Here is a 14,044-nt window from a genome sequence, read left to right on the forward strand (position 1 = left end):
GAAATCATCCTCGAACGCCTCGTCGCCCTGAACGCCGAGCGCGCGGCCGAAGAGGCCGCCGGGCACGTCCGCTGGCTGCGTCCCGACTATCAGATCCCCCGCTTCGCCAAGGGGGCTGTCGCCAAGTCAGGGGAGCTGGATCTTGGGGCCACCATCGTCGCGATCGACAAGGGTCTGCCCGCCTTTCCCAAGGACAAGGGTGAGCAGGTCATGGCGATCCGTGCCGTGCTGGTGTCCTCCACCCGTCCGATGGACGCCGCCGCCGTGGCGCGTGCCTTCAAGGGCGGCGGCAGGAAGATCGAGCAGCGCGTGGTCCAGGCCCTGAACACCCTGGTGCGTTATGCCGAGATCACGGCCCTGCCGGACGGTAGATATCTGGCCCGAAAGGCGGCCTGAGACCCATGACCCAACGCCCCGCCGTCCTGATCATGCAGCGCCACCTGGGGCAGCTGACGCCGTTCCTGGAGAGCGCGTACGACGTCTATCGGTTCTGGGAGGGGCCGCCGGCGCAGGCCGAGCCTCTGATCCAGGCGGTGATCGTGGCGGGCGAGTTCGAGCTGGACAAGGGGCTGATCGAGCGGTTGCCGAACCTGAAGCTGATCGCCTGTTTCACCTCGGGCTATGACCGGATCGACGTCGAATGGTGTCGGGCGCGGGGGTTGCCGGTCAGCCATGCGCCGGGGGTCAATCACGAGGATGTCGCCGACCACGCGATCGGCCTGATCCTCGCCGCGCGGCGCGAGATCGTGCGCGGCGACCGGGAGCTGAGGGCCGGTCTGTGGACGGTGGAGTCAAAGCTGATGACGCCGTCGCTGGGTGGGCAGCGGGTCGGGATCGTCGGCATGGGTCTGATCGGCGAGGCCGTGGCGCGGCGGGCCGAGGCGATGCGGATGATCGTGCGGTGGTGGGGGCCGCGCGAGAAGGCCGGCCCGTGGCCCCGCGCCGACAGCCTGATGGCGCTGGCAGACCAGAGCGACATCCTGGTGGTCGCGTGCCGGGCGGATGAGACCAATGTCGGGCTGATCTCGGCCGGGGTGATCGCGGCGCTGGGGCCTCAGGGGTTGCTGGTCAATGTGGCGCGCGGCCAGGTGGTCGACGAGGACGCCCTGATCGCCGCGCTGCGGTCCGGCGCGCTCGGGCAGGCGGCGCTGGACGTGTTCGAGACCGAGCCGGTCGATGCGGCGCGGTGGGCCGACGTGCCCAACACCGTCCTGACGCCCCACACGGGCGGGGCGACCCAGGAGGCGGTGCGGGGCATGCTGATGCTGCTGATGCAGAACCTTCAGGCGGTGCTGGCGGGTGAGCCGCCAGTGACGCCGGTGGCGTGATAGGGGTTAGCGGCCGCCGTCGGGGCCGGGCATGGCCGTGCCCCCGCCCAGCAGGCCGCGCCCCAGGTCGAAGCCCCGGAACTGGGCCCGCTCGGCCGGGCTGATCGAGCCGTCTCCGTCGAGGTCCAGCCGGGCGAACATGGCGGCGTAACCGGCGTGGTATTCGGTGCGGCTGACGCGGCCGTCGCGATTGGCGTCGGCGCGGGAAAGCCCCTGTCCTGCGGCACCCAGATCCTGGGCCGCGCGGGCCAGTTCGGAGGCGCTGAGCACCCCGCTCTGGTCGAAGTCGGCGGCGTCGAACGTCTCGTCGGCCTTGGCGGTCATGGCGGCAAGCGTCATGGCCCCGCCGGCCTGGGCGAGCGCCAGCGACGGCAGGACGGCGGCGGTCATGGCCGCGACGGCGAAGATGGTCTTGAACATTGCGGTCTCCTGAAACCAGCCCCTTCAACGATCCTAGCGCGGCATTCCTTCGCAGGCGAGGGGGGCCGCCGCGCGCGAAAGCGATGAACGGGTCGGCCCGGCCGTTTTTCCTTGCCAAAACATATAAGGATATCCTTATATGTCTGCATGTCGCTGACGGCCGAACAGACTGTGGAAGCCCTGCGCGCGGCCGGCGAGCCGACCCGCCTGCGTATCCTCGCCCTGCTGGCCAGCGAGGAACTGTCGGTGATGGAGCTGTCCAGCGTGCTGGAGCAGAGCCAGCCGCGCGTGTCGCGCCACCTGAAGGTCATGAGCGACGCCCGGCTGATCGAGCGGTTTCCCGACGGGGCCCGGGTCTTCTATCGCCTGTCGTCCGAGCCGGTGACGCGCCGCCTGATCGAGACCATCCTGGACCTGCTGGCCGACACGGCGGGCGAGGACGACCTTCTGCGCCTGGACCAGGTCCGCAACGAGCGCCAGGCCGCCGCCGCCGCCTATTTCGAACGGGTCGCACCCCAGTGGGACCGCATCCGCTCCCTCTATGTCGCCGAAACCGCCGTCGAGGCCGCGATCCGCCAGGCCGCCGGCGACGGGCCGTTCGAGCGGATCGTCGACCTGGGCACCGGATCGGGCCGGATGCTGACCCTGCTGGGGGCCCGGGCGCGGCGTCTGACGGGGCTGGACCTCAGCCACAACATGCTCAACATCGCCCGCACCAATGTCGCCGAGGCCGGGCTGACCAATGTCGAACTGCGCCACGGCGACATCTTCTCGACCCGGCTGCCGGCGGGCAGTGCCGACCTCGTGCTGGTGCATCAGGTGCTGCACTATCTGGCCGATCCGCAGGCGGCGGTCACCGAGGCGGCGCGGCTGGTGTCGCCCGGCGGCCGCATCCTGATCGTCGACTTCGCCCAGCACGAGCTGGAACACCTGCGCGCCGAACACCAGCACCGCCGCCTCGGCTTTGCCGCCGAGGAGATCGACGGCTGGCTGGCCGACGCGGGCCTGACCACCGAGGCGCCGGTCGCCCTGCCGCCCGACACGGACGGTTTGACGGTCACCATCTGGGGCGCCGTCCGCCCTCCCCTTTCCGCCCTGAACAGGAGCGCCGCCTGATGGCCCTCGCCGCCGTGAAATCCGAAAGCCCCAGCCCTTCAAATCTGGCGGCCGCTCGCGCCCTGCTGCTGTCGCCGCTGGGCCCGGTCGCGCGTGCCGGCGACAACGCAAACCCGGTGCGGGTCTCGTTCGAGTTCTTCCCGCCCAAGACCGACAAGGCCGAAGAGACCCTGTGGCAGGCCGTGCGCCGGCTGGAGCCGCTGAACCCCGCCTTCGTGTCCGTGACCTACGGTGCCGGTGGCTCCACCCGTGAGCGGACCCACCGCACGGTGCAGCGGATGCTGACCGAGACCACGCTGAAACCCGCCGCCCACCTGACCTGCGTCGACGCCAGTCGTTCCGAGGTCGATGAGGTGATCGAGAGCTACAAGGCCATCGGCGTCGATCACATCGTCGCCCTGCGCGGCGATCCGCCCGGAACCGACGGCATCGGCGGCGTCTATCAGCCGCGTGCAGACGGTTACGCCAACGCCACCGAACTGGCCCTGGCCATCCAGCGCGTCGGCGGGTTCCAGACCAGCGTCGGCGCCTATCCGGAAAAGCACCCCGAAAGCCCGTCGATCGAGCATGACATCGACGTGCTGAAGGCCAAGGTCGATGCCGGGGCGACGCGGCTGATCAGCCAGTTCTTCTTCGACATCGACGCCTTCCTGAGGTTCCGGGACCGGATCCGCGCCGCCGGGGTCAACATCCCGCTTCTGCCGGGAATCATGCCGGTGTCGAACTTCGGCGCCTTGCAGCGGATGAGCGCATCCTGCGGCGCCTCGGTCCCGGGCTGGCTGGCCTCGCATTTCGACGGCCTGGACGACGACCCCGAGACCCGCAAGCTGCTGGCCGCCTCGGTCGCCGCCGAAACCTGCGCCCGGCTGCAGGAAGAGGGCTTCTCCGACTTCCACTTCTACACCCTGAACCGCGCCGACCTGGTCTATGCGATCTGCCGCGTGCTGGGCGTTCGCGAACAGAAGGCCGCTGCCTGACATGACGTCTCCGCTCACCCGCCCCGAACGCGTCGCCGCCCTGCACAAGGCCGCCAGGGAACGCATCCTGGTCCTCGACGGATCCTGGGGCGTGATGATCCAGCGTCGCGGGCTGGAAGAAGCCGACTTCCGCGGCGACCGCTTCGTCGAGGCCAACGGCTATAACGAACGCGACCAGATGAAGGGCAACAACGACATCCTGTGCCTGACTCGGCCGGACGTCATCTCGGACCTGCACGACCAGTATTTCGGGGCGGGTGCCGACATCTCCGAGACCAACACCTTCAGCGCCACCGTCATCGCCCAGGACGACTACAAGCTGGAGGCCGACGCGGTCTGGGACATCAACCTGGAGGGTGCCAGACTGGCCCGCGCCGCCGCCGACCGCTGGACGGAAAAGGAGCCGCACAAGCCGCGCTTCGCCGCCGGTTCGATCGGGCCGCTGAACAAGATGCTGTCGATGTCGTCGGACGTGAACGATCCCGGCGCGAGGCTGGTGACCTTCGACCAGGTCTATGACGCCTATCGCCATCAGGTGAAGGCGCTGAACGAGGGCGGCGTCGATCTGTATCTGATCGAGACCATCACCGACACGCTGAACTGCAAGGCCTGTATCAAGGCGATCAAGGACCTGGAAGACGAGGGCATGGAGCCTCTGCCCATCTGGATCAGCGGCACCATCACCGACCGGTCGGGCCGGACCCTGTCGGGCCAGACCGCCGAGGCCTTCTGGAACAGTGTGCGACACGCCAAGCCGTTCGCGGTCGGCTTCAACTGCGCGCTGGGCGCCGACCTGATGCGGCCCTTCATCGCCGAACTGAGCCGCGTCGCCGACACCCTGGTCGCCGCCTATCCCAACGCCGGCCTGCCGAACGCCATGGGCCAGTATGACGAGGAACCGCACCAGACCGCCCACTTCATCGAGGAATGGGCGGCGTCAGGTCTGGTCAACATCGTGGGCGGCTGCTGCGGCACGACGCCGGATCATATCGCCCATACCGCAAAGGCGGTGTCGAAACTGCCGACGCGGGAGATTCCCGAACGGCCGGTCGCGATGCGTCTGTCGGGGCTGGAGCCGTTCGAGCTGGTGGCGTGACATCCACACTTGCTGGATCATCCGGGCCCGGCGGCATTTCTCACGATGCCTGGCCTAGCCACGCTCGTCGAACCGTGTTGCTCTTCTCGCATCTGCGAAATGAGCCATGGGGATATGAGTCATGATCGGCACGAGGCGGGCGTTTCTGACACGGGTGGCGGCGGTGGCCGGGACCGGCGGGATGTATATGGCCATGCGGGCCATGGGGCTGGTCGACGACGGTGTCGCCCATGCCCAGACGCCGACCCTCGCGCCTGGCTCCGGCGAGGGCGCGAGCGTGGTCATCCTCGGTGCCGGGCTAGCGGGCCTCAGCGCGGCCTTTGAGCTGAAGAAGGCCGGATATGCCGTGACAGTTCTCGAGGCACGCGACAGGGTCGGGGGGCGCAACTGGACCGTCCGTCGCGGGTCGAAGATCGCCCATACGGACAAGCCGGAGCAGGTCTGCACCTTCGACGACGGCCAGTATTTCAACGCCGGCCCGGCCCGCATTCCCAGCCACCATCAGGCGACGATCGGCTACTGCAAGGCGCTGGGCGTCGAGATGGAGGTGCTGGTCAACCACTCGCACGGGGCCCTGATCCAGGCCGAGGGCCTGAACGACGGCAAGCCGTTGCAGATGCGTCAGGCGATCCACAATATCCGCGGCAACGTCGCCTCCCTGCTGGCCAAGGGTGTCCAAAACGGCGGCGTCGACGTGGCCCTGAGCGCCGAGGACAAGGCCCTGCTGGTCGAGAACCTGATCGGCTGGGGCGAGCTGGACCCCGATCTGATGTTCCGCCACAGCGAGAGCGCCGGCTTCGCCATCGAACCGGCTGCCGGCGATGTCGTAGGCAAGCCGCGCGACGCCATGGTCCTAGCCTCGTTGCTGCATCCGATGGCCTGGGGGGCACCGGCCTTTCACGACATCATCGACATGCAGGCGACCATGCTCCAGCCGGTCGGGGGCATGGACCGCATCCCCATGGCATTCGCCGACAAACTGGGCGCGTCGATCGCGCTCAATGCCGAGATTACCGGGCTGAAGCGCAAGGGTACGGGCGTCGAGGCGACCTGGAAGGACGCGACCGGCGCAAGCCACGCGATCACGGCCGACCACTGTATCTGTACCATTCCCTTCTCGGTCCTGGCCGGGATCGACAACGACTTCTCGGCGGACCGGCAGGCGGTGGTGAAGAACGCCAGATACGCCGACTCGGTCAAGATCGCCTTCCAGGCACCGCGCTTCTGGGAGACCAACGACCACATCTATGGCGGTCTGTCGTTTACCGACCGCGACACCCTGATGACCTGGTATCCGTCCGGCAAATTCCTGCACGAGAAGGGTATCCTGGTCGCCGGCTACAGTTTCGCCGGCCCCGCGACGCGTCTGGGCTCGTTGCCGCTGGCCGAGGGGCACGCCTATGCGCGCGAGACCGTCGAACGGCTGCATCCGGGCCAGAGCGGCACACTGACCGACGGCGTCACCGTCCACTGGCGCAGCATCCCCTACAGTCTGGGCATCGAAGGACCGGTGGCTCGGCAAGACCCGACGGGCTATACCTTGATGAACGAGCCGGACGGGCCCTATCTGTTCGCCGGCGAACACCTGAGCCACGTCGGGGCCTGGCAGCAGGGAGCCTTCGTCAGCGCCTGGCGCGCCGTCAACGCCATCGCCGCCCGTCGCCAATCCGCAGCCGCCTGAACCGGAGACCGCACCATGAAGATCGCCCTTCCCGCCCTGACCGCCGCACTCCTGTTCTGTGCCGCACCCGTTCTGGCGCAGAGCCATGACCATCCCGCGATCGAGCGCACCTATGGCTCGCCGACCGCCTTCATCGCCTCGACCGTGACGGTCCCGGCCGGGTCGGAGCTGATCTTCCTGTCGGGTCAGTTGCCCGATGTCACCGACACCACGGCACCCGCCGGTTCGGTCGAGGCCTATGGCGATACGGAAACCCAGTCGGCCTCGACCTTTGCCAAGATCGAGCGGCTGCTGGCCACGCGGAACCTGACCATGGGCGATGTGGTGTCGATGACCGTCTATCTGACGGCGGCACCGGGCTCGGAGCGCATGGATTTCGCGGGCATGATGCGGGCCTACGGCAAGTATTTCGGCACGGCGGACCAACCCAACCGCCCCTCTCGCTCCACGGTTCAGGTCGCGGGCCTGGCCGGGCCGGGCTTCCTGGTCGAGATCGAGGTCACCGCCGCCCGCCTGCCGACCCACGCCCACTAGATACGAAAGTCCGTCTGCCCGTTCGCGGGAACGGGCAGCGAAAGAATAAGCGTATGAGACCCACCTTCATCAACGTCGGTGAACGCACCAACGTCACCGGTTCGGCCAAGTTCAAGAAGCTGATCATCGAGGGCGACTATACCGCCGCCCTGACCGTGGCTCGCCAGCAGGTCGAGGCCGGGGCGCAGATCATCGACATCAACATGGACGAAGGCCTGCTGGATTCGAAGCAGGCCATGGTCACCTTCCTCAACCTGATCGCGGCCGAGCCGGACATCGCCCGCGTGCCGGTGATGATCGACTCGTCCAAGTGGGAGGTGATCGAGGCCGGCCTGAAATGCGTCCAGGGCAAGCCGATCGTGAACTCGATCTCGATGAAGGAGGGCGAGGACGCCTTCCGCGCCCAGGCGGTCAAATGCCTGCGCTACGGCGCCGCCGTCGTGGTCATGGCTTTCGACGAGGTGGGCCAGGCCGACACCGCCGCGCGCAAGATCGAGATCTGCACCCGCGCCTATCGCATCCTGGTGGGCGAGGTCGGCTTTCCGCCGGAAGACATCATCTTCGACCCCAATATCTTCGCCGTGGCGACGGGGATCGAGGAGCACGACAACTACGCCGTCGACTTCATCGAGGCGGTCAAGGTCATCAAGGCCACCCTGCCCTACGCCCGAATCTCCGGCGGGGTGTCGAACGTCTCGTTCAGCTTCCGCGGCAATGAGCCGGTGCGCCGGGCGATCCACTCCGTGTTCCTGTACCACGCCATCGCCGCGGGCATGGACATGGGGATCGTCAATGCCGGCGACCTGCCCGTCTATACGGACATCGAGCCGACCCTGCGCGAGGCGGTGGAGGATGTGATCCTCAACCGGCCGCAGCGGACCAATGTCTCCAACACCGAGCGGCTCGTCGACATCGCCCCCAACTACAAGGGCGACAAGGGCGTGGCCCGGGTCGTCGACCTGAAATGGCGCGACCAGCCCGTGGGCAAGCGGATCGAACACGCCCTGGTCAACGGCATCACCGAATATATCGACGCCGACACCGAGGAGGCCCGCCTGTCGGTCGAGCGGCCGCTGCACGTCATCGAAGGCCCGCTGATGGACGGGATGAACGTGGTCGGCGACCTGTTCGGATCGGGCAAGATGTTCCTGCCGCAGGTCGTGAAGTCGGCCCGCGTGATGAAACAGGCCGTGGCCTGGCTCGAACCCTTCATGGAGGCCGAAAAGGCCGGCAAGCCGCGCGAACAGGCCGGCCGCATCCTGATGGCCACGGTCAAGGGCGACGTCCACGACATCGGCAAGAACATCGTCGGCGTCGTGCTTCAGTGTAACAACTACGAGGTTATCGACCTGGGCGTCATGGTCCCGGCCGATCGCATCCTGGACGCCGCGATCGAGCACAAGGTCGATATTGTCGGCCTGTCCGGCCTGATTACCCCGTCGCTGGACGAGATGGTGTTCGTGGCCCGCGAGATGGAGCGGCGCGGGTTCGACATCCCCCTGCTGATCGGCGGGGCGACGACCAGCCGGACCCATACGGCGGTCAAGATCGAGCCCGGATACCATCGCGGATCGACGACCTATGTCGTCGACGCCTCGCGCGCCGTGGGCGTCGTCTCCGGCCTGTTGTCCAAGACCGAGCGGGCCAAGAACGAGGCCGCCACGCGTGATGATTACATCCGCATCCGCGAACAGTACGCCCGGGGCCTGGAGGTCAAGGCCCGCACCAGCATAGCCAAGGCGCGCGACAACAAGTTCAAGATCGACTGGGCCGCGCCGCGTCCGACCGCGCCATCGTTCATCGGCACGCGGACGTTCGACAGCTGGGACCTGGCCGACCTGGCCGATCACATCGACTGGACGCCGTTCTTCGCGTCGTGGGAGCTGATCGGCCGCTATCCTCAGATCCTGGAGGACGAGATCGTCGGTGAGGCCGCCCAGGATCTGTTCAAGGACGCTCAGGCGATGCTGAAACAGATCATCGACGAGAAGTGGTTCACGGCAAAAGGCGTCGTCGGCTTCTGGCCCGCCAACGCCGATCAGGACGATATCGTCGTGTTCGGTGACGAGGCGCGCACGCAGGAGATCGCCCGTTTCCACACCCTGCGCCAGCAGATCGCCAAGTCGAACGGGAAGCCCAACTCGGCCCTGTCGGACTTCATCGCGCCTGAAGGCTCGGACTGGATCGGGGCCTTCGCCGTCACCACTGGCCATGGCGAACTGGAGGTGTCCAGGCGGTTCAAGGACGCCGGTGACGACTATTCAGCCATCCTGTCCTCGGCCCTGGCCGACCGTCTGGCCGAGGCCTTTGCCGAGGCCTTGCACAAGACCGTGCGGACCGAACTGTGGGGCTATGCCGCCGACGAAGTCACCACGACGCAGGACCTGATCGAGGAAAAATACCAGGGCATCCGCCCCGCCCCCGGCTATCCGGCCCAGCCCGATCACACCGAAAAGGCGACCCTGTTCCGGCTGTTGCAGGCCGAGCCCAATGCCGGGATGGCCCTGACGGAGTCGTTCGCGATGAGCCCGCCGGCCTCGGTGTCCGGCCTGTATTTCGGCCATCCGGACAGCCACTATTTCGGTGTTGGCAAGATCGATCTCGATCAGGTCGAGGACTATGCGCGCCGCAAGGGCTGGGACGTCGCCACCGCCGAACGCTGGCTGTCGCCGATCCTCAACTACGAGCCGGCTGCCACGGTGCGGGTGGCGGCAGCATGACGGGCGTACGGCTGGCGTACCCGGTTGCCGTTCTGTAGGCCGGGATCATGGCCGCCTCTCAACCCGTGAAACGCCCCGGCTGGCACTGGACCGCCTACTGGTCGCGAGGCCGGGCCGAGGTGATGTCGATCGACACCCCGACGGGACCGAGGGCGCTCGACACTTCCGCCTTGTGGAGCGGGTTCTTCGAGACCTTCCCGGCGGGGGCCCGTCTGCTGGACCTGGCCACGGGGTCGGGCGAAGTCGCCCGCTATGCCCAGGCGGCGGGACCGTTCGATGTCACCGGCGTGGACTATGCGGACATCCCGGCGACGGCTGCGGGCGAGCCCGGCCCGACGTTCATCGGCGGTGTCGCGGTCGAGGCCCTGCCGTTCGAGGCCGCCACCTTCGACGGGATCTCATCCCAGTTCGGAATCGAATACGCCGATCACCGTCCTGCGCTGGCGGAACTTTCGCGCGTCCTGAAACCGGGCGGACGGGCGCGCCTGCTGGTCCACCACGCCGACAGCGTCATCACGCAACAGGCCCGGGCGCAAATGAAGGCCTATGACGCGGTGCTGGGCACCGGAGCCGCCGTCCGGCTGGGTCGCCGCGCTTTCGCCGCCCAGGGGAAGAGTGATCCGGCCGCACGCGCCGCATCACACGCCGCGTTTGCCCAGGCGGTCACGAAATGCCGCGGCCTGATCGGGGTCGGTCCGGCGTTCGATACCGTCACCTATATGGTCAGCTATCTGGGCGATCTGGCGGACCGGATCGCGGCCTATGAGCCGGCGAGCGGCCTGGCCCGGCTTGACGATTTCGAGTTCGGCAACGCCGCCTGGCGCCATCGCCAGCTGTGCCAGACCCGCGCGGCCCTGGATGTCGACGGGCTGGAGCGATTTCTGGCCCGGGCCGAGGGTGTCGGCCTGAGCGTCACGGCGCGGGCGCTCGAGCATGACGCCTATGGCGCATTGCTGGGCTGGCGGATCGACCTGTCCAGGTCGCCCGCAGGCTGAACGCGACAGTCCGGCCTACTGGACCGGATCGACGCCTTCGGAGCGCAGGCCGACCTCGTCCAGGGTTGCCGGCGGGGTCGTGATGTTGGCGCGGATGCGCCGGGCCGCGTGCTCGCAACGCCCCGGCAGGCCGAAGAACAGGCCGAAGGACTGGCTGCGCGCGGCCTCGTCAGGCTGTGCGATCAAGGGGGTCCAGCGCGCGGTGGCCGCCGCCGCCGCCTGGGCCGCGGCCGTGCGCGTCGCTGCGGTCTGGCGTGGTCCGGCCGCCGCGAGGGCGGAGCGGAAGTCCGAGGCCTCCAGCCGACCCAGGCGCATGATCTCCAGATCCTCGGCGTTGCGGTCGGTCAGGGTCTCGCCCAGCCGCACATGGCCGCTGACCAGGGCGTCGCACCAGGCGACCAGCGGATAGTCCTGCGTCGGCGCGCCGCGCGGCAAAGGATTGGAATAGGCCAGGGCCTCACGCAGCCGGACCTGGGCCGCCGTCTCCGTCGCGCCGCTCGCCGTCGAGATCGGGCCGTCCTGACCCGCCACGGCGGGCGTCTGGGACAGAAGAGCGGCGGCGAAGGCGGCGATCAGCATGGGCGAACTATCCTGGGGCACGTGGAATCTGGACTTTGGCGACGCTTGCCGTGGGCCGATGGTTTTTCCATGGCGAGGTCCAGACCCGCCGCCGCCCATGAAAAAGGCGGCGGACCCGAAGATCCGCCGCCCATTCCGTTTCCGTGATCGCCAGCCCCGAAGGGCCGTCGGTCCTAGAAGTTCGCGGTCACGCCGAAGAAGACGTAACGACCCAGCGCATCATACAGCTGCGGATAGGTGTTGCCGTTGCCGCCGGTGCCGGCCGCGACCGACAGCGGGGGATCGGTGTCGAACACGTTGTTCACACCGGCGCGGGCTGAGACCGTATCGGTGACCTGCCAGTTGGCGGTCACGTCGAAGTAGTTCATCGCGTCCAGCGTCGAGTCGAGGCGACCGGCGACGGCACCCGTCAGAGTCGAACCGAAGTCGACTTCCGAGTAGTAGCGCCACGTTCCCGAGACATCCACGCTCCAGGGCGACTGCCAGGTGACGCGGGCGCGGTGACGCCATTCCGGGTTCGGAACGCCGCACTGGGTCGAGCCGTAGTAGCCGACGCAGTCGAACACCGAGCTGGCGGTGCCGGTGCCCGTGTCGGTTTCCAGCGTATCGAGCCAGGTGCCGACGAAGCTCAGGGCGATCGAGCCGGCGCCACCGAGACCGAAGGTGTCGAGGTCGAAGCCGTAGTTGGAGTTGACGTCAACGCCGCTGGTCGAGAGACCACCGATGTTGATGTTCAGATCCTGAACGAAGCCGGTGCCGATCCACAGCGACCCGTTCGGGTTGCGGTTGACCCGCGAGCAGGCGGCCGCATCGTTGTCGCGGTAGCAGAGGTTCAGCGTGTTGGCCGAACCCACCGACGAGATCAGGCCGTCGACCTGGATATCGAAGTAGTCGAGGGTCAGGTTGAAGCCCGGCAGGAAGCTGGGGGTGAACACGGCACCGAAGGTGATCGTGTCCGACTCTTCCGGAGCCACGTTCGGGTTACCGCCCGTGATCTGGTTGTACTGACCAGCGGGGCTGTTCAGGCCGGCGTTGCCGTACTGAGCGGCCGGAACGCCGGTGGCCGTGCACTGAGCCAGGGTGGCGGTGCGGGCCGGACCGCAGGGGTCGCCGGTCGACAGGTCGAACAGGCCGAACCCTTGGGCGGCGAACAGCTCGATCACGTTAGGCGCGCGAACGGCGTGCGAGTAGCTGGCCCGCAGACGAACGTCCGGGATCGGCGCGTAGTCGGCGCCGAACTTGTAGGTGTCCGTCGACAGGTTCTCGTACTCGGAGTGACGGAAGGCGCCGTCGATCGAGGCCGAGTAGGCCCAGGGCTGATCGTCGGCCAGCGGGATCTGGAGTTCGGCGAACAGGTCGGCGACATCGACGTCGCCGGTGATGCCGATCGTCGGTCCACCTTGGCCAGCGCCGTCGCCCGAAGCGAACGAGGCATCGGTGACCGAGGCCAGGGCGTCGCGGCGGTACTCGGCGCCGAAGGCGACCTTGATGCCCGAAGCGGCGTAAGGCGACTGCCAGCCGTAGACGCCCAGGTCGCCGGTGACGGCGGCCGTGACGACCTGCTGGGTGGTTTCACCGGTCTGGATCAGCGGGATTTGCAGATAATCCAGGGCGGCCTGGGTCACGCCGCCGGCAACGAAGACGTTGTAGGGAACGCAGCCCGCGTCCGTGCCGTTGACGACCGAGCGACAGGTCGGGACGCCGCCGACGCTGACGACGTCCAGGGCGCGCGTCAGACGCGAAACCGAGAAGTCGTTCAGATACGTGCGGGCCAGACGAACGCGCGAGAACTGGGCGGCGATATCGTAGTTCCAGCCCTCGGTGATCAGGCCACGCAGGCCCACGACGGCGCGGTAGGAGGTGTAGGTCAGCGAGTCCTGACGACCGCCGCCTTCGACGTTACGACGGCCGACGTAGAACGGCACCCGACCGCCCGAAGCGACCAGAGCTGGCGTACAACCGATGGCACCGCGTTGCTGGGTCGAAAGAAGCGGCGTGTCGCAGTTGATGTCGAAGGTGTTGAAGAAGCTGCCCGAGGGCGCGATCTGGGCGACCGACGAATAGTCCGAGAACATCAACTGGGCGAAGGCTTCGGCGTGCTCGTTGATTTCGTAGCGACCGAAGGCACCGAGCGTGTAACGCTCGTCGGGGCGCTGGTAGTAGTTGATCGGGCCGTAGTTGTAGTTGTTCAGGTCAGCGTTGAACGGAACAAACGTCTGGTTGGCGCCGAGCGTATAGTTGAACGCCGAGAAGTCGGTGAAACGACCCGGGAACGACGTGCCGGAGCCGCCGCAGGTATAGGTCGTGGGACGCACAGCGGCAGGCGCGCCGATGGTGCACGCCGAGTAGTCGCGCCCGGCTTGCAGCACCGGGTTGTTGTTACGGTAGCCGGCGTAGGCCAGCAGGTTGCCCTTGCCGTCCGGCGAGGACACACCCATCGTCAGGGTGATTTCCTTGCTTTCGCCGTCGGAGACATCGTCGGCAGGCAGGCTGAACTGGGCCGCGTTGGTCGTGCCGCGGCGCGCGATTTCGGCGCGCAGGTTGCCCACGCCGTCATAGTCGTTGTGGTGCGAATAGAAGCCGTAGGTCGCGTCGATC

General features: G+C 67.6%; 11 protein-coding genes and 1 pseudogene. 9 read left to right on the forward strand and 3 right to left on the reverse strand.

Features of this window, described 5'->3' with window-relative positions:
* A pseudogene (locus JHC99_RS01505) lies at window positions 1-396 on the forward strand (class I SAM-dependent DNA methyltransferase); the annotation flags it as partial.
* Window positions 397-401: 5 nt separating this feature from the next.
* A complete protein-coding gene (locus JHC99_RS01510; protein WP_292151706.1) occupies window positions 402-1,328 on the forward strand; it encodes a 2-hydroxyacid dehydrogenase in 927 nt (308 codons plus the stop codon).
* 6 nt (window positions 1,329-1,334) lie between these two features.
* Here the strand turns inward: JHC99_RS01510 and JHC99_RS01515 are convergent, their stop codons facing one another.
* Window positions 1,335-1,748, reverse strand: coding sequence for an EF-hand domain-containing protein (locus JHC99_RS01515; RefSeq protein WP_292151707.1), 414 nt, complete (start codon window positions 1,746-1,748; stop codon window positions 1,335-1,337).
* Between the two features lie 147 nt (window positions 1,749-1,895).
* Between JHC99_RS01515 and JHC99_RS01520 the strand changes: the two genes are divergently transcribed.
* The 7 genes from JHC99_RS01520 (at window position 1,896) to JHC99_RS01550 (ending at window position 10,867) form a co-directional block, all read left to right on the forward strand.
* Complete coding sequence (locus JHC99_RS01520) at window positions 1,896-2,864, forward strand: metalloregulator ArsR/SmtB family transcription factor (protein WP_292151708.1); 969 nt, start codon at window positions 1,896-1,898, stop codon at window positions 2,862-2,864.
* Window positions 2,864-3,841 (forward strand): methylenetetrahydrofolate reductase [NAD(P)H], encoded by a 978-nt coding sequence (metF, locus tag JHC99_RS01525; protein WP_292151709.1) that lies wholly within the window; start codon window positions 2,864-2,866, stop codon window positions 3,839-3,841. Before JHC99_RS01520 ends, metF begins: the two co-directional genes overlap by 1 nt.
* A gap of 1 nt (window position 3,842) precedes the next feature.
* Window positions 3,843-4,937: a homocysteine S-methyltransferase family protein gene (locus JHC99_RS01530; protein ID WP_292151710.1), complete on the forward strand. Its 1,095-nt coding sequence runs from the start codon at window positions 3,843-3,845 to the stop codon at window positions 4,935-4,937.
* Between the two features lie 121 nt (window positions 4,938-5,058).
* Window positions 5,059-6,618: an FAD-dependent oxidoreductase gene (locus tag JHC99_RS01535; RefSeq protein WP_292151711.1), complete on the forward strand. Its 1,560-nt coding sequence runs from the start codon at window positions 5,059-5,061 to the stop codon at window positions 6,616-6,618.
* Between the two features lie 15 nt (window positions 6,619-6,633).
* Window positions 6,634-7,152: a RidA family protein gene (locus tag JHC99_RS01540; RefSeq protein ID WP_292151712.1), complete on the forward strand. Its 519-nt coding sequence runs from the start codon at window positions 6,634-6,636 to the stop codon at window positions 7,150-7,152.
* A 53-nt stretch (window positions 7,153-7,205) separates the two neighbouring features.
* A complete protein-coding gene (gene metH, locus JHC99_RS01545; RefSeq protein WP_292151713.1) occupies window positions 7,206-9,872 on the forward strand; it encodes a methionine synthase in 2,667 nt (888 codons plus the stop codon).
* A 47-nt stretch (window positions 9,873-9,919) separates the two neighbouring features.
* Window positions 9,920-10,867, forward strand: a complete 948-nt coding sequence (locus tag JHC99_RS01550) for a methyltransferase domain-containing protein (protein WP_292151714.1) — start codon at window positions 9,920-9,922, stop codon at window positions 10,865-10,867.
* 15 nt (window positions 10,868-10,882) lie between these two features.
* Here the strand turns inward: JHC99_RS01550 and JHC99_RS01555 are convergent, their stop codons facing one another.
* Window positions 10,883-11,446 carry a hypothetical protein gene (locus JHC99_RS01555; protein WP_292151715.1) on the reverse strand — a complete coding sequence of 188 codons (564 nt, stop codon included), beginning with the start codon at window positions 11,444-11,446 and terminating at the stop codon, window positions 10,883-10,885.
* 173 nt (window positions 11,447-11,619) lie between these two features.
* The coding region (locus tag JHC99_RS01560; RefSeq protein WP_292151716.1) for a TonB-dependent receptor at window positions 11,620-14,044 on the reverse strand (2,425 nt) is incomplete at its 5' end.

The sequence above is a fragment of the Brevundimonas sp. genome (assembly GCF_016463485.1).
Lineage (GTDB): Bacteria > Pseudomonadota > Alphaproteobacteria > Caulobacterales > Caulobacteraceae > Brevundimonas.

Coding starts and splice junctions, on each gene's coding strand:
- JHC99_RS01555 (WP_292151715.1), bottom strand. CDS start 11,446: ATGCTGATCGCCGCCTTCGCCGCCGCTCTTCTGTCCCAGACGCCCGCC.
- JHC99_RS01515 (WP_292151707.1), bottom strand. CDS start 1,748: ATGTTCAAGACCATCTTCGCCGTCGCGGCCATGACCGCCGCCGTCCTG.
- JHC99_RS01530 (WP_292151710.1), top strand. CDS start 3,843: ATGACGTCTCCGCTCACCCGCCCCGAACGCGTCGCCGCCCTGCACAAG.
- JHC99_RS01535 (WP_292151711.1), top strand. CDS start 5,059: ATGATCGGCACGAGGCGGGCGTTTCTGACACGGGTGGCGGCGGTGGCC.
- JHC99_RS01540 (WP_292151712.1), top strand. CDS start 6,634: ATGAAGATCGCCCTTCCCGCCCTGACCGCCGCACTCCTGTTCTGTGCC.
- metF (WP_292151709.1), top strand. CDS start 2,864: ATGGCCCTCGCCGCCGTGAAATCCGAAAGCCCCAGCCCTTCAAATCTG.
- metH (WP_292151713.1), top strand. CDS start 7,206: ATGAGACCCACCTTCATCAACGTCGGTGAACGCACCAACGTCACCGGT.
- JHC99_RS01510 (WP_292151706.1), top strand. CDS start 402: ATGACCCAACGCCCCGCCGTCCTGATCATGCAGCGCCACCTGGGGCAG.
- JHC99_RS01550 (WP_292151714.1), top strand. CDS start 9,920: ATGGCCGCCTCTCAACCCGTGAAACGCCCCGGCTGGCACTGGACCGCC.
- JHC99_RS01520 (WP_292151708.1), top strand. CDS start 1,896: ATGTCGCTGACGGCCGAACAGACTGTGGAAGCCCTGCGCGCGGCCGGC.